Origin of the sequence: Kitasatospora sp. MBT63 (assembly GCF_000710465.2) — a bacterium.
GTDB lineage: Bacteria > Actinomycetota > Actinomycetes > Streptomycetales > Streptomycetaceae > Kitasatospora.
In genome coordinates this window covers 2,811-26,169 of sequence record NZ_JAIZ01000702.1, presented here as the reverse complement: position 1 = coordinate 26,169, position 23,359 = coordinate 2,811, and the positions used below count along the sequence as shown (strand labels likewise).

15 protein-coding genes are annotated in these 23,359 nt (G+C 74.4%); 12 read left to right on the top strand and 3 right to left on the bottom strand.

The window, feature by feature from the left end; genetic code table 11:
• Together AA75_RS52865 and moeZ are read left to right on the top strand one after the other, a co-directional pair.
• The coding region (locus tag AA75_RS52865) for an NAD(P)-dependent oxidoreductase (RefSeq protein ID WP_033824790.1) at positions 1-618 on the top strand (618 nt) is incomplete at its 5' end.
• 172 nt (positions 619-790) lie between these two features.
• The gene (gene moeZ, locus AA75_RS36955) at positions 791-1,969 is read left to right on the top strand and encodes an adenylyltransferase/sulfurtransferase MoeZ (protein ID WP_033824789.1); all 1,179 of its coding nucleotides are present in this window, start codon (positions 791-793) and stop codon (positions 1,967-1,969) included.
• A 73-nt stretch (positions 1,970-2,042) separates the two neighbouring features.
• Here moeZ and AA75_RS36950 read toward each other — a convergent pair whose 3' ends face one another.
• Positions 2,043-4,694, bottom strand: a complete 2,652-nt coding sequence (locus AA75_RS36950; RefSeq protein WP_233289344.1) for a lysylphosphatidylglycerol synthase transmembrane domain-containing protein — start codon at positions 4,692-4,694, stop codon at positions 2,043-2,045.
• A gap of 143 nt (positions 4,695-4,837) precedes the next feature.
• Between AA75_RS36950 and AA75_RS36945 the strand changes: the two genes are divergently transcribed.
• The 4 genes from AA75_RS36945 (at position 4,838) to AA75_RS36930 (ending at position 13,753) form a co-directional block, all read left to right on the top strand.
• Positions 4,838-5,194, top strand: a complete 357-nt coding sequence (locus AA75_RS36945) for an MGMT family protein (RefSeq protein WP_082527106.1) — start codon at positions 4,838-4,840, stop codon at positions 5,192-5,194.
• 152 nt (positions 5,195-5,346) lie between these two features.
• Positions 5,347-9,078, top strand: a complete 3,732-nt coding sequence (locus AA75_RS36940) for an ATP-dependent helicase (protein ID WP_368666629.1) — start codon at positions 5,347-5,349, stop codon at positions 9,076-9,078.
• A 93-nt stretch (positions 9,079-9,171) separates the two neighbouring features.
• Positions 9,172-12,369: an ATP-dependent DNA helicase gene (locus AA75_RS36935; protein WP_033824787.1), complete on the top strand. Its 3,198-nt coding sequence runs from the start codon at positions 9,172-9,174 to the stop codon at positions 12,367-12,369.
• A gap of 190 nt (positions 12,370-12,559) precedes the next feature.
• Complete coding sequence (locus AA75_RS36930) at positions 12,560-13,753, top strand: PP2C family protein-serine/threonine phosphatase (protein WP_149038599.1); 1,194 nt, start codon at positions 12,560-12,562, stop codon at positions 13,751-13,753.
• 199 nt (positions 13,754-13,952) lie between these two features.
• Here the strand turns inward: AA75_RS36930 and AA75_RS36925 are convergent, their stop codons facing one another.
• Positions 13,953-14,933, bottom strand: coding sequence for an endonuclease/exonuclease/phosphatase family protein (locus tag AA75_RS36925; protein WP_051814077.1), 981 nt, complete (start codon positions 14,931-14,933; stop codon positions 13,953-13,955).
• A gap of 64 nt (positions 14,934-14,997) precedes the next feature.
• Between AA75_RS36925 and AA75_RS36920 the strand changes: the two genes are divergently transcribed.
• The 5 genes from AA75_RS36920 (at position 14,998) to nudC (ending at position 21,927) form a co-directional block, all read left to right on the top strand.
• On the top strand, positions 14,998-15,600 hold the full coding sequence (locus AA75_RS36920) for a PadR family transcriptional regulator (RefSeq protein ID WP_149038598.1): 603 nt from the start codon (positions 14,998-15,000) through the stop codon (positions 15,598-15,600).
• Positions 15,601-15,700: 100 nt separating this feature from the next.
• Positions 15,701-16,459, top strand: coding sequence for an ABC transporter ATP-binding protein (locus AA75_RS36915; protein WP_033824786.1), 759 nt, complete (start codon positions 15,701-15,703; stop codon positions 16,457-16,459).
• The gene (locus tag AA75_RS36910) at positions 16,456-19,326 is read left to right on the top strand and encodes an FtsX-like permease family protein (protein WP_033824785.1); all 2,871 of its coding nucleotides are present in this window, start codon (positions 16,456-16,458) and stop codon (positions 19,324-19,326) included. Before AA75_RS36915 ends, AA75_RS36910 begins: the two co-directional genes overlap by 4 nt.
• Positions 19,327-19,455: 129 nt before the next feature.
• Positions 19,456-20,856 (top strand): dipeptidase, encoded by a 1,401-nt coding sequence (locus AA75_RS36905; RefSeq protein ID WP_033824784.1) that lies wholly within the window; start codon positions 19,456-19,458, stop codon positions 20,854-20,856.
• Positions 20,857-20,985: 129 nt separating this feature from the next.
• Entirely contained in the window at positions 20,986-21,927 is a 942-nt protein-coding gene (gene nudC / locus AA75_RS36900; protein ID WP_051814076.1) for an NAD(+) diphosphatase, read from the top strand.
• A 293-nt stretch (positions 21,928-22,220) separates the two neighbouring features.
• Here nudC and AA75_RS36895 read toward each other — a convergent pair whose 3' ends face one another.
• Positions 22,221-22,706, bottom strand: a complete 486-nt coding sequence (locus AA75_RS36895; RefSeq protein WP_051814075.1) for an ATP-binding protein — start codon at positions 22,704-22,706, stop codon at positions 22,221-22,223.
• 140 nt (positions 22,707-22,846) lie between these two features.
• Between AA75_RS36895 and AA75_RS36890 the strand changes: the two genes are divergently transcribed.
• On the top strand, positions 22,847-23,359 hold a 513-nt coding region (locus AA75_RS36890), incomplete at its 3' end, for a GntR family transcriptional regulator (RefSeq protein WP_158515629.1).

Sequence of the window (23,359 nt, the reverse complement as noted above, 5' to 3'; positions counted from 1 at the left end):
CAGGCGGGCGGGCCGATCCCGGAGAGCGCCGAGCCGCGGCCGATCGGCCCGTACGGGGTGTCCAAGCTGGCCGGGACGGAGCTGGTGCTGGCGTCGGGGCTGGACGCGCTGGTGCTGCGGATCTTCGACGTGGTGGGGCCGGGCTCGCCGACCGCCTCGCTGTTCGGCCGGCTGGCCGAGGGGCTGCGCCGGGCGCTGGTCCAGGACGAGCTGCAGGTCCGGATGCCGGACCTGTCGGGCTACCGGGACTTCGTGGACGTCCGGGACGTCGCGCGGGCGATCCAGGCGGCCGCCGTCTCGGCCGCCACCGGGGTGATCAACATCGGCAGCGGGCACGCCGTCCGCGCCCGGGAGGCGGCCCACCTGCTGGTCCGGGCGTCGGGCTTCGAGGGCTCGGTGACGGAGGACGCCCGGCAGGTGCTGCTGCCCGCTCAGGCCGGGCCCGGCCACGCCGAGGGCCCGTACCGTCCGGTGGAGGCGGCCCGGCCGGTGCTGGAGCCGGTGCCGTGGCGGCAGGCGGACGTCCGGACCGCCAGGGACCGTCTCGGCTGGCGGACGCACGTCCCGCTGGAGGAGTCGCTCGGGGACGTCTGGATGGAGACGGCCTGCCGGGTCTGACGGGGTCGGAGCGCCGTGGCGGCAAGGGTGTCGGGCCTGATCGCGGCCTCGGCCGGTGGTCCCACGATCCGGTGGGCGGTGTCTCGCCCATCGGACGCGCTGTCTCGGAATACCGGGGGCACGTGACACTGTTGGCGTAGGCAATACCGATCTGACGACCATCGGAGTTTCCGTGTCGCTGCCACCCCTGGTCGAGCCGGCCGCCGAGCTCACCGTCGACGAGGTCCGCAGGTACTCCCGCCACCTGATCATCCCCGACGTGGGCATGGACGGGCAGAAGCGGCTCAAGAACGCCAAGGTGCTGTGCGTCGGTGCCGGCGGCCTCGGTTCGCCCGCGCTGATGTACCTGGCCGCGGCCGGCGTCGGCACGCTCGGCATCGTCGAGTTCGACACGGTCGACGAGTCCAACCTGCAGCGCCAGATCATCCACGGCCAGTCCGACATCGGCCGCTCCAAGGCCGAGTCCGCCCGCGACTCGATCAAGGAGATCAACCCCTACGTCGAGGTGATCCTGCACGAGGACCGCCTGGACAACTCCAACGTGATGGAGATCTTCTCCGGCTACGACCTGATCGTGGACGGCACCGACAACTTCGCCACCCGGTACCTGGTGAACGACGCCGCGGTGCTGCTCGGCAAGCCGTACGTCTGGGGCTCGATCTACCGCTTCGACGGCCAGGCCAGCGTGTTCTGGGCCGAGCACGGCCCCTGCTACCGCTGCCTCTACCCGGAGGCCCCGCCGCCGGGCATGGTGCCGTCCTGCGCCGAGGGCGGCGTGCTGGGCGTGCTGTGCGCGTCCATCGGCTCGATCCAGGTCACCGAGGCGATCAAGCTGCTGGCCGGGGTCGGCGAGCCGCTGGTCGGCCGGCTGATGATCTACGACGCCCTGGAGATGAACTACCGCCAGGTCAAGGTCCGCAAGGACCCGAACTGCGCGCTCTGCGGCGACAACCCGACCGTCACCGAGCTGATCGACTACGAGGCCTTCTGCGGCGTCGTCTCGGAGGAGGCGCAGGCCGCGGCCCAGGGCGCGACCATCACCTCCAAGCAGCTCAAGGCGTGGCTGGACGAGGACGAGGACATCTTCCTGATCGACGTCCGCGAGCCCAACGAGTACGAGATCGTCTCGATCCCGGGCGCGACGCTGATCCCGAAGAACGAGTTCCTGATGGGCACCGCGCTGGAGAAGATGCCGCAGGACAAGAAGATCGTGCTGCACTGCAAGACGGGCGTGCGCTCGGCCGAGGTGCTGGCCGTGCTGAAGTCGGCCGGCTTCGGCGACGCCGTCCACCTCGGCGGCGGCGTGATCGGCTGGGTCAACCAGATCGAGCCGCACAAGCCGGTGTACTAGCCGCACCGCGGTGAAGCGCAGCAGGGCCCCCGCCACCGGCGGGGGCCCTGCTCGTGCGTCCGGTGGGCGGAGGTCAGAGGGCGCCCTTGCGCTGGAGCACGTTGTAGGAGATCCAGCCGGGCAGCACCGGCAGCCAGAAGGTCAGCAGGCGGTACAGGAAGACCGCCGGGGTGGCCGCGGAGGGCGGGACGTTGCCGACCGTCAGGGCGCCGATCAGGGCGATCTCGACCGGGCCGATGCCGCCCGGGGTGGGGATCGCCGAGCCCGCCGCGTTGGCGGTCAGGAAGACCACCGCGACCGCGGAGAAGGTCATCGACCCGCCGAAGGCCTGCACGGAGGCGTAGAGGCAGGAGGTGAAGCTGAGGGTCAGCAGCAGGATCCCGCCGAAGCCGCTGACCAGCTTGGAGGGGGTCTGCATCAGGTCCAGCATCCGCGGCACCACGCCGAAGAACAGCGACCGCACCCGGGTCACCACGAACCGCCGCAGCGGCGCCACGGCGGCCACCACCAGGGCCAGCACGGCCGCCGTCAGGACGCCGATGATCACGGCCCGGGAGGCGCCCAGGTCCCCGTTGGTCTGGGTGCCGGTGATCAGGCCGAAGCCGAACAGCAGCAGCAGGTGCCCGGCGAGGCCCGCCAGCTGGGAGGCGCCGACGCTGGCCACCGCCTGCCCGGGACGGATCCCGGACTTCTGCAGGTAGCGGGTGTTGAGCGCGATGCCGCCGATCGCCGCGGGGGCCACCAGCTTGACGAAGGAACCCGCCAGCTGGGCCGCCACGGTCCGCTTGAACGGCAGCCGCTCGGGCACGAAGCCGGTCAGGCTCATCGCCGCGGCGACGTAGCTGGCGGCCGCCGCGAGCAGCGCGACCGACGCCCACGCCCAGTCCATCTGGGAGAGCTTGAGCTGGCCCGGCTGGATGGTGGTGAGCGCCAGGTAGGCGGCGAAGGTCAGCGCGATGACCATGATCAGGGTCTTCGGCTTCAGCCGTTCCAGCTTGGCCGGGGCCATCGGCGCCTCGGGCGCGATCTGCAGGATCTGGCCGCGGATCCGGCTCAGCAGGTCCTCGCCGGCCACCGCGATGTCCTCCTCGGCCTGCTCCTGGGTGCGCTCGCCGGCGGCGACCTGCTCCAGGGCCAGCGCCTGCGCGGCGGCCTTGCGCTCCTTGGTCATCCGCTGCAGGTCGATCCGGGTGGAGCGGCTCAGCCCGACCGGCTGCAGCAGCGGCAGCGCGGCGGCCACCCGCTCGGGGCCGAGCACCGCGTTGGCGACCGAGACCGCCCGCTGCGGGCCGATCCGCAGCGCGAAGGTGGTGAGCAGCTGGGCGACGTCGATCCGCAGGGTCAGGTCGCCGGCCGCGATGTCGCCGCCGGAGAGGTTGACCAGGCAGCCGGTCTTCTCGTCCATCACCAGCAGGGACTCGCCGGTCAGCCGCCGGTGGGCGATCCGCCGCTCGTGCAGGGCGCCGACCGACTCCCAGAGCGAGGCCATCACGTCGTCGGTGATCTCCTCCTCGGTGAGCTCGTCCAGGGTCCGGCCGAAGACGTTCTGGTAGACCAGGATCGCCGCGTCCGGGCCCAGCTCCGAGGTGGCCACCAGCTGCGGCGCGCGGGCCCCGGAGGCGGCGGCCGCGTACGCGATCAGGGCCTCCTGCTCGAGCGCCTGGCGCAGCGACTGGGGGCTGCGGCGAACCGCCACCGAGCGCAGCCGCAGCCGGCGCCAGGCCCGGTAGAAGAAGCCGGAGGCCTGCTGCTCGCGGTCGATGATGTGGACGTCCAGCAGCGGCCCGTCCTGCTGGGTGACCAGGTAGCGGCGGGTGTCGCCCGGGGCGTCCGGGGCCCGGTGCGCGGTGGACGGGCTGAAGCCGACCTTGCGCAGTCCGATCAGCAGGGTCTTGCCGGTGGGCCGGATGTTGGGCGAGCCGATCGCGTACAGCGTCCCGTACGCCACCGACCAGCCGATCAGCACCGTCAGCAGCAGCGAGAGCGGGGTGGTGTAGCCGCTGATCAGCTCGGTGGTGCCGCTGAGCACGACCACTATCCACAGCGCCACCCGCCAGCGCGGGCGGCTCGACATGCCGACGGCCGTCATGTAGGCGATCACCGGTGCCAGGTAGCCGTGCACCGGATCGGTCAGGGTGCCCCCGGCGCCGTCCCGCAGCTGGGTCAGCGCGTCGCGGACCGCGTCGGGCGCGCCCGCGGCGACCCACCAGTCGATGCCCAGCGAGACCCCGTACGCCAGTACCGAGGCGAGCACGCCGTCGGCGACCCGCAGGCCGTCGCGTTTGATCAGCCGCTCCACCGCGAAGGCCAGCGGCACCGCCAGCACCGCGACGCTGGAGACCAGCGCGGCGATGGTGCTCAGCAGGCCGGGCACCTTGTCGGCGTTGATCTTGATGTCGTTCCCGATGCCGGTGGTGGTCGCGACCGCGACCTGGGCCAGCACGAAGACCGCGATGATGCCGAGCACCCCGGCGATGAAGCGCAGCAGGTCGGACGGACGGTGCGCACGCGGCGGCAGCAGCGGCTCGTCGACGGCCAGCGGATGGTCGCCGGTGGGCTCGGGGGAGGGCGGCAGGTCCTTCCTGCGGTGGCTCTCGAAACCGTTCTGGCGCGGCGTCTTGTGCAGCGACACCGCATCCGGATCGGGGTGTTCCGGTCCCGCGGCGTTGTCGGTGGCGGACTCGTCCGAGCCCTTGTCCACGTTCACGTCTGCCGTCCCGGTCATCTGGTCTTGTCCTTGTATCACCACGCGCTGCCCCGAAGATGCTGCCATGCCCGGGCGCCCGGTGCTGGACAGGGGGCGCATCGGGCGCGGCGGATCATCCGCCCGAGGCCCCGAAATCGACCGGATGCGGAAGAATGCGGCAGATGAGCGAGCCCACCGGCCGGGCGGCCGGCCCGGAAGCCCAGGACGACCAGCACGGCCTGCCCCCCTTCGCCGAGGCCGTTCTCGACCTCACCGAGCGGATCCCGCCCGGCCGCGTGATGACCTACGGCGACGTCGCCGAGTACCTCGGCCAGGGCGGCCCCCGCCAGGTCGGCCGGGTGATGGCACTCTACGGCGGCGCCGTGCCCTGGTGGCGGGTGATCCGCGCCGACGGACGGCCGCTGCCCGGCCACGAGCACCGGGCACTGCCCGAGTACCGCACCGAGGGCACCCCGCTGCGCACCGTCGCCGGCGAACCCCGGGTCGACCTCCGGCAGGCCCGCTGGGACGGCCGGTAGCGCGGGCCCCGCAGCCCGCCCCCGATCCGCCGGAACCGGGTGCGCGGAGGGGAATGACGGGGCAGGATCGTAGGCTCGATACGGGCGGGCCCCGCGCGGCCCGCCCCGACGCTGACCGGAACACCACCCCCGTACGACCTCATCGGACCGCATTGACCTCCCCTTTCCGCCTGGTGCGCAACCCCCTGGCGCAACCCGCCCCGCCTGTGCTGGACCAGTATCAGCAGGCGGTGGTCGAGCACGCCTCGGGCCCGCTGCTGGTGCTCGCCGGGCCCGGCACCGGCAAGACCACCACCCTGGTCGAGGCGGTCGCCCGGCGGATCGCCGACGGCACCGATCCGGAACGGATCCTGGTGCTGACCTTCAGCCGCAAGGCCGCGATGGAGCTCCGCGACCGGATGACCGCCCGGGTCGGCGGCGGCCTCGCACCGCAGGCCACCACCTTCCACTCCTTCTGCTACGCCCTGCTCCGCGCCCACCAAGGCCCCGAGGAGTACGCCGAGCCGCTGCGCCTGCTTTCCGGCCCGGAGCAGGACGTGATGGTCCGCGAACTGCTCGCCGGTGACGCCGAGGACGCCAGGCACGGGGTCGGTAGGATCGGCTGGCCGCTGGACCTGCGCGCCTGCCTGACCACCCGCGGTTTCGCCGACGAGGTCCGCGCGGTCCTCGCGCGCAGCCGCGAGCTCGGCCTAGGCGAGGCCGAACTGGCCCGCTTCGCCGACGGCGTGCAGCGCCCCGACTGGGCCGCCGCCGCCCACTTCCTCGCCGACTACCTCGACGTGCTCGACCTGCGCGGGGTGCTCGACTACGCCGAGCTGGTGCACCGCGCGGTGCTGCTCGCCGAGCGCCCCGAGGTCGGCGCCGAGCTGCGGCAGCGCTACGAGGTGGTCTTCGTCGACGAGTACCAGGACACCGACCCCTCGCAGGTGCGGCTGCTGCGGCAGCTGGCCGGCGAGGGCCGGGACCTGGTCGCGGTCGGCGACCCCGACCAGTCGATCTACGCCTTCCGCGGCGCCGACATCAACGGCATCCTCGACTTCCCGCAGACCTTCCGGCAGACCGGCGGGGCGCCCGCCGAGGTCAAGGTGCTCCGGGTGTCCCGGCGCTCGGGCGCCGTCCTGCTGGCCGCCTCCCGCGAGCTGGCCCGCCGGATGCCGATGGGCCGGCTGCCCGCCGACAAGCTCGCCCAGCACCGCTCGCTGCTGCCCGGCCGGGAGGGCGGCCGGGCCGAGGTGTACACCTACCCGACGCCCGGCGCCGAGCTGGACTCCATCGCCGACCTGCTGCGCCGCGCGCACCTGGAGGACGGGGTGCCCTGGGGCGAGATGGCGGTGCTGGTCCGGGCCGGCGCCCGCTCGATCCCGGGCGTCCGGCGGGCCCTGACCTCGGCCGGCGTTCCGTTGGAGATCGACGGCGACGACCTGCCGCTGCGCGAGGAACCCGCCGTCACCCCGCTGCTGCTGGCCCTGCGGGTCTGCGCCGAGCCCGCCGAGGCGCTCACCGCCGAACTCGCGCACACCCTGCTCACCGGCCCGCTCGGCGGACTGGACGGCTCCGACCTGCGCCGGCTCGGCCGGGCACTGCGCGAGGAGGAGCGGCTCGCCCTGCGGGCGGCGGACCGGCGGCCGGCGGCCGGGGCCGAGGCCGAGGGCGGGGACGGGGACGGGGACGGGGACGGGGAGTGGGACCTCACCGAGCCGGAGCCGGAGCCGGAGCTTGAGCCGGACGCTTGGGGTCCCGGGGAGTGGGACCGCGAGGAGTGGGAGTCCGCGGAGCCCGGCCCGCAGGAGCTCGCGGCCGGGCTGTGGGCCCCCGATGCGCACACCCCTGATGCGCACACCCCCGAGGAGATCTTGGTCGGGCTGCCCGCCGACGAGGCACGGACTGCCGGGCCGCGCGTCGGCGACGAGGCGTCCGACGAGGTGCGCGTCGGCGAAGAGCGTGCCGACCGCGAGTGGACGGTCGAGGTGCGCTCCGGCGAGGAGCAGGGCATCGAGGAGCACGCTGACGAGGAGCGGGCCGACGATCTGCGGGTGGCCGTGCCCGGGCAGCGTCGGGAGGGGCAGCGCGGGCCGGGCCGGCGGGCCCCGCGCTCCGCCGAGGAGCTGATCCGCGAGGCGCTCGCCGAGCCGGAGCGGCTGGTCGCGATGGAACCGCTGTACGCCCGCCGCGCCCGCGACCTCGGCATGCTGCTGCGCAAGGTCCGCGAACTGCTGGCCGGCGGCGGCAGCGCCGAGGAGGCGCTCTGGGAGCTGTGGGACGGCAGCCGCCGCTGGCGCGAGCGCCTGGAACGGGCCGCCCTGCGCGGCGGCGCGGGCGGCCGCAACGCCGACCGCGACCTGGACGCGATCTGCGCCCTGTTCGAGACCGCGGCCCGGGCCGAGGAGCAGGTCGCCGGGCATCGCGGCGCGGCCGAGCTGCTCGCCGAACTGGAGGCGCAGGACATCGCCGCCGACACCCTGACCGTCCGCGCGGTGCGCCCGGACGCCGTCCGGCTGATGACCGCGCACCGCTCCAAGGGCCTGGAGTGGCGGCTGGTCGTGGTGGCAGGCGTCCAGGAGGGGCTCTGGCCCGACCTGCGCCGCCGCGGTTCGCTGCTGGAGGCCGACCGGATCGGCCGCGACGGACTCGCCGAACCGCTCTCCCCGGCCGCGCTGCTCGGTGAGGAGCGCCGGCTGTTCTACGTGGCCGCGACCCGCGCCAAGGAGCGCCTGATCGTCACCGCCGTCAAGGCCCAGGCCGAGGACGGCGACGAGCCCTCCCGCTTCCTGCGCGAGCTGTACCGGGAGGAGCTCGACCCCAGGACCGGCCGGGTGCTGCGCCGCACCCCGCAGGTCACCGTCGAGGACGTCACCAGCCGCCCGCGCCGTCCGCTGTCGGTGGCCGCGCTGGTCGCCGAGCTGCGCGCGGTGACCGTGGACGGCGCCGCGCCGCCCGGTCTGCGGCAGGCCGCCGCCGAACGGCTCGCGCTGCTGGCGGCCGCCGCCGACGAGGACGGCGCCCCGCTGGTCCCGGCCGCCCACCCCGACCGCTGGTGGGGCCTGGTGGACCAGAGCGCCGCCCCCGAGCCGCTGCGCGAGGCCGGGCTGCCGGTCCGGCTCTCCGGCAGCGGCCTGGAACAGCTCGACAGCTGCGCCCTCCAGTGGTTCCTGGACAAGGACGTCAAGGCGGCCACCAGCACCACCGCCGCCCAGGGCTTCGGCAACGTGGTGCACGCCCTGGCCGACGAGGTCGGCTCCGGCCGCACCCCCGCCGACCTCGCCGTGCTGATGGAACGCCTGGACACGGTCTGGGACGCGCTCGCCTTCGACGCCCCCTGGAAGTCCCAGCAGGAGAAGACCGAGGCCCGCGCCGCCCTGGAACGCTTCCTGCACTGGCACGTCCTGGAGCGCGAGCGCACCACCGTCGCCACCGAGCACGGCTTCGACCTGACGCTGACGGTCGGCGGGGTCGCGGTCCGCATCCGCGGGTCGATGGACCGGGTCGAGCAGGACGCCCTCGGCCGGGCCTACGTGGTCGACTTCAAGACCGGCAAGAAGATCCCCACCGACAAGTCGCTGCCCGAACACCGGCAGCTCGCCGTCTACCAGCTGGCGGTACGCAACGGCGCGCTCGACGGCCTGCCCGGCTTCCCCGACGGCGCCGCCGTGGGCGGCGCCGAGCTGGTCCACCTGCGCGAGCCCGCCCGACGGGACACGGACGGCCCCAAGGTCCAGCACCAGGGCCCGCCGGAGGGCGAGCCGTGGATCGAGAACCTGCTCGCCGACGCGGCCGGCCGGGTGCTGGCCGAGCGGTTCGTGCCGACCGCCGGGGAGAACTGCGCCCGCTGTTCCTTCAAGGCCAGCTGCTCCGCCCAGCGCGACGGCCGCCAGCTGCTCGACTGATCCGCGCCGCCCTGTTGATCCGCGCGCCCGCTCCACCGGTCCGCGCCGCCCGCTCGACCCGCGTTGTCGGCGGCACCGGTTAGCGTTGTCGGCGTGCAAGCCGTGCTCACCCACCCCGACCAGCTGAAGGAGATCCTCGGCGTCCCCTTCAACCGGGAGCAGATGCTTGCCATCGGTGCCCCGCTGGAGCCCGCCGTGATCGTCGCGGGCGCGGGGTCGGGCAAGACCACGGTGATGGCCGCCCGGGTGGTCTGGCTGGTCGGGTCCGGCGCGGTCCGTCCCGAGCAGGTGCTCGGCCTCACCTTCACCAACAAGGCGGCCGGCGAGCTGTCCGAGCGGGTCCGCAAGGCCCTGGTCCGGGCCCGGGTGCTGGAGCCGGACGAGGACGCCCTCGGCGAGCCGGAGATCTCCACCTACCACGCCTTCGCGGGCCGGCTGCTCAAGGAGCACGGACTGCGCCTGGGCATCGAGCCGGACGTCCGGCTGCTCGCCGACGCCACCCGTTTCCAGCTCGCCGCCAAGGTGCTGCGCGCCGCCCGCGGCCCGTTCCCCGCGCTCACCGGCACCTTCTCCACCCTGGTCGCCGACCTGATCGCGCTCGACGGCGAACTCGCCGAGCACCTCACCGAGCCGCACACCCTGCGCGCGTACGACGAGCAGCTGCTCGACGCCCTCGCGACGGTCAGGCTGACCAACGACGACCTGCGGTCCGTGCCCGCCGCCGCCCGGGCCCGGCAGGAGCTGCTGCACCTGGTCGAGGACTACCGCAGCCGCAAGGCCGCGGCCGGGCTGATGGACTTCGGCGACCAGATCGCCGCCGGTGCCCGGCTCGCCCAGCAGCGCCCCGAGGTCGGCCGGCTGCTGCGCGAGCAGTTCCGGGTGGTGCTGCTGGACGAGTACCAGGACACCTCGGTCGCCCAGCGGCTGATGCTGGCCGGGCTGTTCGGCGGCGAGGGCGGCGCCGGTCACCCGGTCACCGCCGTCGGCGACCCCTGCCAGGCCATCTACGGCTGGCGCGGCGCCTCCGTCGCCAACCTGGACGACTTCCCGCTGCACTTCCCGCGCCGCGACCGCACCCCGGCCGCCCGGTACGCGCTCAGCGAGAACCGCCGCAGCGGCGGCCGGCTGCTCGACTTCGCCAACCGGCTGGCCGCCCCGCTGCGCGCGATGCACGAAGGCGTCGAGGCGCTGCGCCCGGCACCCGGGGTCGAGCAGGACGGCTCCGTGCGCTGCGCGCTGCTGCCGACCCACACCGAGGAGATCGGCTGGCTGGCCGACTCGATCGCGCACCTGGTCCGCACCGGCACCGCGCCCGGCCGGATCGCGGTGCTGTGCCGGGGCGGCGCGGCGTTCCCCGACATCCACGCCGCGCTGGTGGCCCGCGAGGTCCCGGTCGAGGTGGTCGGGCTCGGCGGCCTGCTGCAACTGCCCGAGGTGGCCGACCTGGTGGCGGTCTGCGAGGTGCTCCAGGACCCGACCGCCAACGCCTCGCTGGTGCGGCTGCTGATCGGCCCGCGCTGGCGGATCGGGCCGCGCGACCTGGCCCTGCTCGGCCGCCGCGCCGCCGACCTGGTCCGGACCGAACGGCTGCCGGGCGCCGACCCGCTGGCCGCCGCCGTCGCGGAGACCGACCCGACCGAGGTGGTCTCGCTCGCCGACGCGCTGGAGACCTTCCTGGAGCCCCAGCCGCCGGACGAGCTGCCGTTCTCCCCGCAGGCCAAGGTCCGCTTCGCCCGGCTCGCCCGCGAACTGCGCGAGCTGCGCCGGGCCCTGGCCGAGCCGCTGATGGACGTGCTGCACCGGGTGCTGTCCGTGACCGGCCTGGAGGTGGAGCTGTCGGCGTCCCCGCTCGCCCTGGCCGCCCGCCGCCGGGAGACCCTGCACTCCTTCCTGGACATCGCGGCCGGCTTCGCGGACCTGGACGGCGACCCGGGCCTGTCCGCCTTCCTGGCCTTCCTGCGGGCCGCCCAGGAGTACGAGCGCGGCCTGGACACCAGCCTGCCCGGCGGCGAGGACACCGTGAAGGTGCTCACCGTGCACAAGTCCAAGGGCCTGGAGTGGGACGTGGTCGCCGTCCCTGGCCTGGTCAAGGACGTCTTCCCGAGCGGCAAGGGCCGCGAGCGCTGGACCAGCACCAAGAAGGTGCTGCCGCACGCGCTGCGCGGGGACGCGGCCACCCTGCCCGCCGATCCGCAGTGGACCGCCAAGGGCATCGGCCTGTTCAAGAAGGAGATGGCCGCGCACGCGGCCACCGAGGAGCTGCGGCTCGGCTACGTCGCCTTCACCCGGCCGCGTTCGCTGCTGCTGGCCGGCGGCCACTGGTGGGGGCCGAGCCAGAAGCGCCGCCGCGGCCCGTCCGACTTCCTGCACCAGGTGCGGGAGTTCTGCGAGCGGACGGGCGGCGGCGAGGTCGAGCACTGGGCCGAGGAGCCGCTGCCCGACGCGCAGAACCCGGTGCTCGCGGGCTCGGTGGAGACCCCGTGGCCGCTGCCGCTGGACCCCGCGGCGCAGGCCGCCCGGCGCCGGGTGGCCGAGGTGGTGCAGGCCCGGCTGGCCGGGGCGCCCGGACCGCAGCCGCCGGAGCTCACCCCGGAGGGCCGCCGCACGGTGGCCTCCTGGGACCGTGACCTGTCCGCGCTGCTCGGCGAGCTGGAGAAGTCCCGGCGCACCGTCAGGGAGGTGCCGCTGCCCGCCTCGTTGTCCGCGTCCCAGCTGATGCGGCTGGCGGCCGACCCGGACGGCTTCGCCCGCGAGCTGGCCCGGCCGATGCCGCGCCCGCCGCAGCCGGCCGCCCGCCGCGGTACCCGCTTCCACGCCTGGGTGCAGTCCAGGATCGAACCGCTGATGCTGATCGAGCCCGGTGCGCTGCCCGGGGCGGACGAGGACGGCATCGAGGACGAGCGCGACCTCGAGCGGCTCAAGGAGGCGTTCCTGCGCAGCCCGTACGCCGCGCGGCGGCCGCTGCGGGTCGAGGCGCCCTTCCAGCTGATGCTGGCGGGGCGAGTGGTGCGCGGCCGGATCGATGCGGTCTACCGGGAGAGTGACGGTGGCTCAGCGTCACCGGGCTCGTCACGCTACGAGGTCGTGGACTGGAAGACGCACCGCGAGGAGACGGCCGACCCGCTGCAACTGGCCATCTACCGGGTGGCCTGGGCGGAGCAGGCGGGGGTTCCGGTCGAGCAGGTCACGGCTTCGTTCCTGTATGTCCGCAGCGGCCGGGTGGAAAGACCATCAGGACTTCCCGACCGAAAAGAGTTGACCAGGCTTCTGATCGGGAATAGTGAAGAATGAGTCACTCAGAGCATCCAAGTCGTCACGGGATCATGCGAAACCTGTGCGGTGTGCACGTTTCGCGCCTATTGTGGGGTCGGTAACCGGTCACCTCTGTACTCCGACCCACCGGCAGGGACGCAGTCCCTGACTTTCCGTCATCACTGCAGGTGTCCCCTGGCACCGGCCACCTTCGCTGGAGAGACCGACGTTGAGCGCGACCGGATGGATCAGAGAACGGATCGCCGGGCCGGCCCCCGGGCCGCTGCCCGGAACGGCGACAGGAACCTGGCCGAGGCTCTCCCATGCACTGCCGCTCATCGGCATGCTGCTGGTGGCCTCACTGGACTGGTTCAGCAACAACCGGGTGACCCTGGAACCCGCCCTCACCGCGGTCCCCGCCCTCGCGGCCGTGGTCAGCCGACGCACCTGGTACCCGCTGTTCATCGGCGTGGTGGCCGAAGCGGTGGCCTTCCTGATGGCCGCCTACAACCGCGTCCTCGGCGAGTCCGTCCACACCGCCACGGTGCTGGCCATCGCCCTGGTCGCCGGCATCGGCTGGATCAGCGCCACCCTGCGGCTGCGCCAGGAACGGGCGCTGGCCGAGGCGCAGCTGGTCGCCGAGATCGCCCGCCGGGTGCTGCTGCGCTCCGTCCCCGACCGGGTCGGCAGCGTCCGCGCCGCCGTCCACTACGCGGCCGCCGCCGCGCACGCCTCGATCGGCGGTGACCTGTACGAGGTCGTCAACACCCGGCACGGCGTCCGGGCGGTGGTCGGCGACGTCCGCGGCAAGGGGCTCAATGCGGTGGAGACCGCCGCCGCCGTGCTCGGCGCCTTCCGCGAGGCCGCCCACCAGGAGCCGTCGCTGCAGCGGGTGGCCGGCTGGCTGGCCGACAGCCTGGACCGGGCCCTGCACGAGAACGACCACCCGGGCGTCGAGGAGGAGTTCGTCACCCTGGTCCTGATCGGCGTCTGCCCGGACGGCACCGCCGAGATCGTCAACTGCGGCCACCCGGGCCCGATGCTGATCCGCGGCGGCGGCGGCGAGCTCGAACTGCTCGAACCCGCCGAGCCGGTCCCGCCGCTCGGCGTGCTCGACCCGGCGGACGTACGGCCGCCGGTCCAGCAGGTCTCGTTCCGGCCCGGCGACCGGGTCCTGCTCTACACCGACGGCGTGATCGAGGCCCGCGACGACGACGGCCGCTTCTACCCCCTCGCCGACCGGCTGCCGGACCTCGCGGTCGGCGGTCCGGTGGAGGTGCTGCGGCGGTTGCACGAGGACGTGGTGCGGCACGTCGGGCACAAGCTCGGCGACGACGCGGCCATGCTGCTGCTCCAGTACGAGCCCCTCGGCTGCCAGCTCCCCCACCAGACCACCCAACGGGCCGCCACCGTCACCCCCTGAGGTAGCGGTACCCCCGGGGCACCTTCAGGGGCGCGAGGAACTGCGCGGAGCGGAAGGGTACTGCGCAAGGACGGACTCGGAGGTGCTCCACGCCCTCGGACGCCGTCCTCGCCACGCGCTCTTCCGCTTCGCGCAGTTCCGCCCCCAGCCTTCGGCCGGGGGTACCCCAGTGCCCCTATGGGTGCCCCCGGGGTGGGCGTCAGAGGGTGACGTCGACGACCAGGGGGCGGTGGTCGGAGACCGCTGTGCGTGGGGCCTCGGCCGGGCCGACGGCGCGGCGGGGGACGCCGACCGCGAGGACGTGGTCGAACTGGACGGTCGGGCGGTGCGACGGGTAGGTGGGGGTGCGGGCCAGGTCGTACCAGCCCTGGAGCCGCGGCCGCGGCTCACGGACCCGCCTGCGGCGCGGCCCCGGCTGGGCGGCCCGGGCCCGGCGCGCGGCCCGCGCCTCCCTGATCCGCTGCTGCGAGGTGGAGCGCTCCAGCGCGCTGGCGCTGCCGAGCACCGTCCGCGGCACCGCCCCGACCAGGTTGAAGTCGCCGAGCACCAGGTACGGCTTGGGCAGGTCGGAGATCCACCGGCGGATCCCGGCGAGCTGGGCGACGTTCCACCCGGGCACGAAGGACAGGTGGGTGGCGACCACGGTGAACGGTCCGTGGACGCCTTCCAGGACGGCGGCCAGTGCCGCCCGCGGCTCGTCCGGCACGGGGGTCAGGCCGCGGCGTCCGGCCACCCGCAGCGGCAGTCCGAACGGCGCGGGCGCGAACCGGCGGGCCCGCCAGTGGTGCACCGGCAGCCGGGTGAGCAGGGCGGTGCCGTAGGCGGGCCGGTCGGTCCGGCTCTCGACCTCGGCGGGGCCGTAGACCTGGAGGCCGCTGACGGCCGGGTCGGCCACCCAGCCGGCCACCGGCGCGGGCCGGCCGTGCACCGCGGCGGCGAACCGCCAGTCGGCGGCGCCCATCGCCTTGGCGGCGACGGCGCTCTGGTCGACCAGTCCGGAGCGCTCCTGGTGGCGGTCGACCTCCTGAAGGGCGAGCACGTCCGCGTCCAGCGCCGCGACGGCCTCGCCGAGCGGACCGCCCGGGTCGCCGCCGGTGTCCGGGAAGGGCAGCGGGCTGCCGTCCGGGGCCAGGGGCTGACCGTGCAGCAGGTTGAAGGTGGCGATGCGCAGCTGGCTCACACCGTACGACGGTACCGGGTGCCGGGCTTGAGCAGTTCGCACATACCGGGTATACATACGTGGTATGTCCATCCGACACGGTCTCCTCGCCCTCCTCGACCAGGGCCCGCGCTACGGCTACCAGCTCCGCACCGAGTTCGAGGCCCGGACCGGCGCCACCTGGCCGCTCAACGTCGGCCAGGTGTACACCACGCTCGGCCGGCTGGAGCGGGACGGGCTGGTCGCCCCGGCGGGTGAGGACGAGGAGGGGCACCTGTTCTACGCCGTCACCGACGAGGGACGCGCGGAACTGCGTCGCTGGTTCGACACCCCGGTGCCCCGGACCAACCCGCCCCGGGACGAGCTGGCGATCAAGCTCGCGATGGCGGTGACCGTGCCGGGCGTCGACGTCCCGGCCGTGGTCCAGAGCCAGCGGCGGCACAGCATGAAGGCGCTGCAGGACTACACCCGGCTCAAGGGCCAGGCCCTGGCCGGCGACACCGGGGGCGAGGCCGATCTGGCGTGGCTGCTGGTGCTGGAGCAGCTGATCTTCCAGACCGAGGCGGAGATCCGCTGGCTGGACCACTGCGAGACCCGGCTGACCAGGCGGCAGGAGGAGCGCGGACAGACCGCCGCGGCGTCCGCCTCGGCGCCCGCGCCGTCCAAGCGGCTGCGCAGCCGCCTCTAGGCCGAGCCCAGGCCGCGCCGACCACGGGGTCCGCCGTCCGCCCGGCCCCACGCCGGGCACCGAGTACCGATGAACCATTAAGCGCAGGGGGAAGTTGACCATGTCTCAAACCGAAGCGCCGGTGCTGCACCTGGAGCAGGTCAGCCGCGTCCACGGCCAGGGCGCCGCCCAGGTGCACGCCCTGCGGAGCGTCGACCTGCGGGTCCACCCGGGTGAACTGGTCGCCGTGATGGGCCCGTCCGGGTCCGGCAAGTCCACCCTCCTGACGCTCGCCGGCGGACTCGATTCGCCCACCGACGGCCGGGTGCTGGTCGAGGGCATCGCCCTCGGCGGGCTGACCCGCAAGAAGCAGGCGGAGGTCCGCCGCCGGGCGGTCGGCTACGTCTTCCAGGACTACAACCTGATACCCGCGCTGACCGCTGCCGAGAACATCGCCCTGCCCCGCGAGCTGGACGGCGTCTCCGCCCGGGCCGCCCGCCGCGAGGCGCTGGCCGCGCTGGAGGAGCTCGGCATCGACGAGCTGGCGGACCGCTTCCCGGACGACATGTCCGGCGGTCAACAGCAGCGGGTGGCCATCGCCCGGGCGCTGATCGGCGACCGCCGGCTGGTGCTCGCCGACGAGCCGACCGGCGCGCTGGACTCGACCACCGGCGAGACCGTGCTCGCCGTGCTGCGGGCCCGCTGCGACGCCGGCGCGGCGGCCATGATGGTCACCCACGAGGCCCGGCACGCGGCCTGGGCGGACCGGGTGGTCTTCCTGCGCGACGGCCGGCTGGTCGACGAGACCGCGCAGCAGGACGCCGCCACCCTGCTGGTCACCGCCGCCACCAACAGCGTCAAGGGCGGTGACGGGCGGTGAGGCTCGCCGCCTGGCGGGCGACCCTGCGGATCGCCCGGCGCGACGCGCTGCGGGCCAAGGGCCGCAGCGCCCTGGTGCTCGCCATGATCGCCCTCCCGGTGCTCGGCGTGGCCGGCGCCGACGTGGTCTTCCGCAGCTCCCAGCTGACCCCCGCCGAGCACGCCGACCGGCTGATGGGGCGCGCGGACGCCCTGCTGATCATGGACGTGCCCGGGAGCATCGTGCTCCAGGAACCGGACGCCGGCGACGGCCGGGGGGCCGCCGAGATGAAGAAGGGGCAGGCGCCCACCCCCGAGCAGACCCGTAGCCTGGCCGCGACCGACCCGGCCGCCCTGGCCAGGGAACTGCTGCCGGCCGGTACCGTGCTGGTCCCGGTGGTCCACGGCAGCGGCGCCTCGGCCACCAGCCGTGACGGCCGGCTCCGGGTCGGGACGGCGGAGGCCGACCTCACCGACCCGCTCTGGCAGGGGTCGATCACCATCAGGGCGGGCCGCGCCCCGAGCGCGCCGCAGGAACTGGCGGCCACCCAGGCCTTCCTCGACCAGGCCGGGCTCCGGATCGGCGACACCACCGCCCTGCGCGGGCTCGAGGGCAAGCCGTTCACCATCACGGCGGCCGTCGAGTACCCGCAGACCCTGAGCGCCGTCGAGCTGATCGGCCGGCCCGGCGCCCTGATCGAGCCGCTCAAGGCAGCCCAGCCGCAGTACCAGGACCGCTACTCGGCGGGCCTGCAGTGGCTGGTCGACCTCCCGCCCGGGGCCACCATGGACTGGTCGAAGGTGCTGGAGCTCAACAAGTACGGCCTGGCGGCGACCTCGCGCGCCGTGCTGGCCGACCTGCCGGCCCGCGCGGACGTGCCGTACTACGTGGAGATGGACGGCCGCGCCGGATCAGGGGACGGCTCCAACACCGCGCTGATCGTCCTGGGCACCGTGGTCGGCATGGCGCTGCTGGAGATCGTCCTGCTGGCCGGGCCCGCCTTCGCGGTCGGCGCCCGCCGCTCCCGCCGCCAGCTCGGCCTGCTGGCCGCCGGCGGTGGCGACCGCGCGCACGTGCGGGCCGTGGTGCTCGGCGGCGGGGTGGTGCTGGGCCTGACCGGAGCCGTCGTCGGCGTGGTGCTGGCGGTCGCCCTGGTCGTGGCCGCCCGGCCCTGGCTCGAGGTGCAGGGCGGTACCCGGTTCGGCCACCTGAACCTGCAACCGCTGGACATGCTCGCGGTGGCGGCGATCGGTCTGGTCACCGGGCTGCTCGCGGCCGTCGTACCGGCCGTCCAGGCCTCCCGCCAGGACGTCGTGGAGGCGCTCACCGGGCGCGGCTCGGTCAAGCCCCCCAACCGCAAGCTGGCCGTGCTCGGCCTGGTGATGGTCGGCGGTGGCGCCGCGCTGGCGCTGATCGGCGGCGGCACCGGGGTCGGCGGCCGCTCCACCTCGGTGCTCGGCGGCTCCGCCATCGCCGAACTGGGCATGGTGGCACTCACCCCGATGCTGGTCGGCCTGTTCGGCCGGCTCGGCCGGCAACTGCCGCTCGCCCCGCGGCTGGCCCTGCGCGACGCCGTCCGCCACCGCGGCCGGACCGCGCCCGCGGTCGCCGCCGTGATGGCGGCGGTGGCCGGATCGGTCGCGGTCGGCATCTACACCACCAGCACCGACGAGCAGGAACGCCAAGACTACCGGGCGAGCCTGCCGGCCGGGGCGGTCTCGCTGTCGATCGGGTACGGCCCGGACGCCGACCCGGCCAAGCTGCCTGCCCTGCGGGCTGCGGTCGCCGCGTCGATGCCCGACCTCGGCGCGCGCGGTGACCTGTCGACCGCCCACTACCAGGGCGATTGCCGCACCGCCGACAACTGCGGCAGCATCGAGGTGTCCATCCCCAAGGAGCGCCGCTGCCCGGTCACCGACGCCGACCTCGAACAGCCGCCCGCCTACGACGACCCGGAGTTCAAGCGGGTGATGCGGGAGGACCCGCGCTGCCGGCACGATTTCGCGTACGGCGGCGCTGAGTTCGGCCCGATTCCGGTCGGCGACGCCACCGCGCTGCACAACCTGTTCGGGGTGGACGACCCGGCCGCGGCCCGGGCGCTCGCCCAGGGCAAGGCCGTGGTCTTCGACGAGCTGTACGTCAAGGACGGGAAGATCACCCTCGACCTGACGGCCCGCTCCGAGCGGCCGGGTCCCAACCACGGGCGGTCCGGAGTCGATGCCGCGGACCGGCCGAAGGTCGAGCACGTCAGCCTGGACGCGGTGGTGGTGGCGTCCGGTACGCCGGGCGGCGGGGCGTTCATCACCCCCGACACCGCCCAGCGGCTGCACCTCGACACCACGGCCGTCGGGTCGGTCTGGCTGCCCGACGCCGCCCCGGCCGACAGTGCGGAGCAGAAGGCCTCGGCCGCCGTCGCCAAGATCGGCGACAGCGCCCAGCTCTCCGTCGAGCGGGGGTTCGAGCCGCAGCGGACCCTGATCGCCCTCGGCCTGACCGGGTTCGCGGCCCTGGTCGCCCTCGGTGCGGCCGGGATCGCCACCGGGCTGGCGGCGGCCGACTCCCAGCAGGACCTGGCGACCCTCTCGGCGGTCGGGGCGACCGGGGGCATCCGGCGCCGGCTGGCGGGGTTCCAGTGCGGGACGATCGCGGCGATGGGCGCGGTCCTCGGCACCCTGGCCGGGGTGGTTCCGGCCGTGGCGCTGCGCAAGCTGGAGGCGGCCACGGCGCCCTCGTACGGGCCGGTGTCGCTCGCCGCCACCGCCAAGCCGGTGATCGCCTTCCCCTGGGCGGATATGGCGATCACCCTGATCGGGCTGCCGCTGGTGGCCACCGTGCTGGCGATGCTGCTGACCCGCTCCCGGTTGAGCCTGGTCCGCCGCCGCGCCTGAGTCCGCGGGCGGTGTGGGCCGCCGCGCGGACGCCCCGGCCCCGTGGCCACCGTCGAGTGACGGAGGTTACGGGGCCGGACGCCGGAGGGCGCGGGCGCGCGCCCACCCGGGCGAACTAAAGTCGTCCGTATGACGAAAACCCCGGACAGCGCCGTCCGCTCCTACATCGACCAGCACGAGGCCGGCTTCCTGCAGGACCTGGCCGACTGGCTGCGCATCCCCTCCGTCTCCGCCGACCCCGGCCTGGCCGGAGAGGTCCGCAGGTCCGCCGAGTGGCTGGCCGCCAAGCTGCGGGAGACGGGATTCCCGGTCGCCGAGGTGTGGGAGAGCGACGGCCTTCCGGCGGTCTTCGCCGAGTGGCCGTCCGGCGACCCGGACGCGCCCACGGTGCTGGTCTACGGGCACCACGACGTGCAGCCCGCCGCCAAGGAGGACGGCTGGGCGACGGAGCCGTTCGAGCCGACCGTGATCGGCCGTCAGCTGTTCGCCCGCGGCGCCGCCGACGACAAGGGCCAGGTCTTCTTCCACACCCTGGGCCTGCGCGCCCACCTGGCCGCGACCGGCCGCACCGCCCCGGCCGTCAACCTGAAGCTGCTGGTGGAGGGCGAGGAGGAGTCCGGTTCGCCGAACTTCGCCGCGCTGGTGCGCCGCGAGGCCGAGCGGCTGGCCGCCGACGTGGTGATCATCTCGGACACCGGGATGTGGGCCGAGGACACCCCGACCGTCTGCACCGGCATGCGCGGCCTGGCCGACTGCCAGATCGACCTCCGGGGTCCGGACAGCGACATCCACTCCGGTTCGTTCGGCGGCGCCGTGCCGAACCCGGCCGCCGTCGCCGCCGAGCTGGCGGCCGCCCTCCACGACGAAGACCGCAAGGTGGCGGTCCCCGGCTTCTACGACGGTGTGGTCGAGCTGACCGAGGAGGAGCGCGCGCTCTTCGCCGAGCTGCCGTTCGACGAGGCCCAGTGGCTGCGGGTGGCCAAGTCGTACGGCACCCGCGGCGAGCGCGGCTACACCACCCTGGAGCGGGTCTGGGCCCGGCCGACCGCCGAGGTCAACGGCATCTGGGGCGGCTACACCGGCCCCGGCGGCAAGACCATCGTCCCGGCCGAGGCGCACCTCAAGCTGTCCTTCCGCCTGGTGGCCGGCCAGGAGGTGGAGAAGGTCCGCGAGGCCGTCCGCGACTGGGTGGTCGCACGGGTCCCGGAGGGCATCCGGCACGAGATCGTCTTCCCCGGAGCGACCCGGCCCTGCCTGACCCCGCTGGACCACCCGGCGCTGCAGTCCACCGTCCGGGCGATGGGCCGGGCCTTCGAGCAGAAGATCCTGTTCACCCGTGAGGGCGGTTCCGGACCGGCCGCGGACCTCCAGGACGTGCTGGGCGCGCCGGTGCTGTTCCTCGGCATCTCGGTGCCCTCGGACGGCTGGCACTCCGTCAACGAGAAGGTGGAGCTCGACCTGCTGCGCAAGGGCGTCGAGGCCGCCGCGTACCTGTGGGGCGACCTCGCCGAGACCTGGCCGCAGGCGTGAGCGGCTCCCCGGCCGGGACCGCCGTCGAGGCCGGTCCCGGGCCGCAGCCCTGCTCCCGGCCGGCCGCGCCCGGCCGCGCAGACAGACCGAAGATGACCGCTCCTGATGATCCGAACGGGAAGAGCCGACTTGAGCAGCGTGCCTGACGTGCCCGACACCAAGCACCTGGCGCTGGCCCGCGCCGGGGTCGACCGGGCCGCGCACCACCGCTTCGACGAGCCGTGGCTGGCCGCCGCGTGGAGCCACCCCAGCACCCAGGTGCTGCCGATCTCCGCCGGCGAGGCCTTCGTGGTCGACACCGAGGACGGCTGCGAACTGGTCCTGCTGCCCTCCTTCGAGGCGCCGCAGACCGGGGACCGCTACTTCCTCGGCACCGACGACGCCGGGGTGTCCTACTTCGCGCTGGCCGTCGACAGCCTGCCCGGCCGGCTGGACGGCGACGCCCGGCCGGCCGGACTGCGCGAGGTCGGCGCGAGCCTGACCGACCGGGACGCCGGTCTGCTGGTGCACGCGGTGGCGCTGGAGCACTGGCACCGGCTGCACAGCTTCTGCTCCCGCTGCGGGCACCCGACCGAGAAGGCCGGGGCCGGGCACGTCCGCCGCTGCACCTCCTGCGCGGCGGAGCACTACCCGCGGACCGACCCCGCCGTGATCATGCTGATCACCGACGGCGAGGACCGCTGCCTGCTGGGCCGCCAGGCGCTCTGGCCGGAGGGCCGCTGGTCCACCCTGGCCGGCTTCGTCGAGCCGGGCGAGTCGCTGGAGCAGGCGGTCGCCCGGGAGGTGCTGGAGGAGGCCGGGGTCAAGGTCGGCGAGGTCCGGTACGTGGCCAGCCAGCCCTGGCCGTTCCCGTCCAGCCTGATGCTCGGGTTCATGGGCACCGCCGACCCGTCCGGCACCGGGATCACGGTGGACGGCGAGGAGCTGGCGGAGGCCCGCTGGTTCTCCCGCGAGGAGCTCCGGGCCGGGATGGCGGCGGGCGAGATCCTGCCGCCGTCCGGGATCTCCATCGCCCGGCACCTGGTCGAGCTCTGGTACGGCGAACCGCTGCCCTCCGCGGCCCGCTGGTAGCAGCCGGCAGCGGCCCCGGAACGGCAGCGGGTGTGGCCCCGGAGCGGCAGTGGGTGTGGCCCCGGAGCGGCAGCGGCCCCGGAACGTATCGAAAACGGGGTCGAATGGGGTTCGAAACATTTCGGCAGGCATTCGGCCACGGGCCGAGGTCCGGCCGTGAATGCGGCGGGCGGCCGTGAATGGTTGCGAAAAGGGGCGCGCGGATTTCTCCGCGCGCCCCTTGCGTTCGGCGCGCAATCACTTTCCGGCCGTCGCCGAGAGGCCCGGTCCGAGTGTGCCCGAACCGTCCGGTCCTACCGGTCCAGCCAGCAGCTGACGGTCTTTCCGGTCAGCCGCGTGGTCACCAGCCAGCGCGCGCTGATCGCCGTGACGATGCTCAGGCCACGGCCGGTGGGCTCGTCGTCACCGGCCCGGCGGACCCGGGGCAGGCCGCGCCCGAAGTCGGCGACCGAGATCTGCAGCGCGCCGTCGGTCAGCACCAGCGTGAGGGAGACCGCCCCGCGCCCGTACCGCACCGAGTTGGTGACCAGCTCGGAGACGACCAGTTCGGCGCTGTCCGCCAGCTCGGGAACGCCCCAGGCGGCCAACGCGGTACGGGTCAGCCGGCGGGCCAGCGCGACGTTCCGCGGCTGCGGGGGGAAGCTGGCCGTCGCCGACCAGGCGCCGCGCTCGGCCGCGGACAACGCGCGGCCGGGCCGTCCGGCCGCGCCGGAGGAGTCGGTCGGGTGCTGCTCGAGGTGGCGGGCGTTCCGCCGCTGCGGGGTACTGCTGACGGGCATGGTCCGCCCCCGGGGTGCGCGTGATGGGAAGAATTCGACTGCGATCGATCCGGCCGGGATCGGCCTCGGAATCCCCGGGCCTGGCCAATATTGGCGGGTTTCGCTGAAATGGCGCAAGCCGAATGGCTACATTCACTCGGGTGACAATCCCTCGCGGCGGCGTGCCGTCTCCCAAGTACCAGCGTCTCGCGGCCGACCTGCGCCGCCGGATCGAGGCGGGCGAATGGCAGGGCGGCGCCCAGCTCCCGGTCGAGAGCGAGCTGGAGCACCACTACGGCGTGGCCAGGAACACCGTCCGGCTGGCGGTCGACCTGCTGGTCAACGAGGGGCGGCTGGTCAGGCTCCAGGGCAAGGGCACCTACCTGAAGCAGCAGCCCCTGCTGGACCACCGCGCGTACGCGCCCGCGCGCGTCCCCGGCCAGCGGGACTCGCTGGCGGCCCCCTCGGAGGTCTACGCGAAGGAGGCCCGGGAGACCGGGCGCCGGCTGACCGTCGACTTCGAGATGCTCATCGTCCGGGCCCGGGCGGACATCGCCGGCTGGCTCGGGCTGGTCCCCGGCGAGGCGGTGGTGGTGCGCCGTCAGCTGCGGATGACGGACCGCGAGCCGTTCTCCATCGAGGAGAGCCACTACCGCGCCGGGCTCGCCGCCGGC

Bases quoted from the DNA above. Each gene is read 5' to 3' on its own strand.
- AA75_RS36950 (WP_233289344.1), bottom strand. From the start codon at position 4,694: ATGACCGGGACGGCAGACGTGAACGTGGACAAGGGCTCGGACGAGTCC.
- AA75_RS36945 (WP_082527106.1), top strand. From the start codon at position 4,838: ATGAGCGAGCCCACCGGCCGGGCGGCCGGCCCGGAAGCCCAGGACGAC.
- AA75_RS36920 (WP_149038598.1), top strand. From the start codon at position 14,998: ATGTCCATCCGACACGGTCTCCTCGCCCTCCTCGACCAGGGCCCGCGC.
- AA75_RS36915 (WP_033824786.1), top strand. From the start codon at position 15,701: ATGTCTCAAACCGAAGCGCCGGTGCTGCACCTGGAGCAGGTCAGCCGC.
- AA75_RS36905 (WP_033824784.1), top strand. From the start codon at position 19,456: ATGACGAAAACCCCGGACAGCGCCGTCCGCTCCTACATCGACCAGCAC.
- AA75_RS36895 (WP_051814075.1), bottom strand. From the start codon at position 22,706: ATGCCCGTCAGCAGTACCCCGCAGCGGCGGAACGCCCGCCACCTCGAG.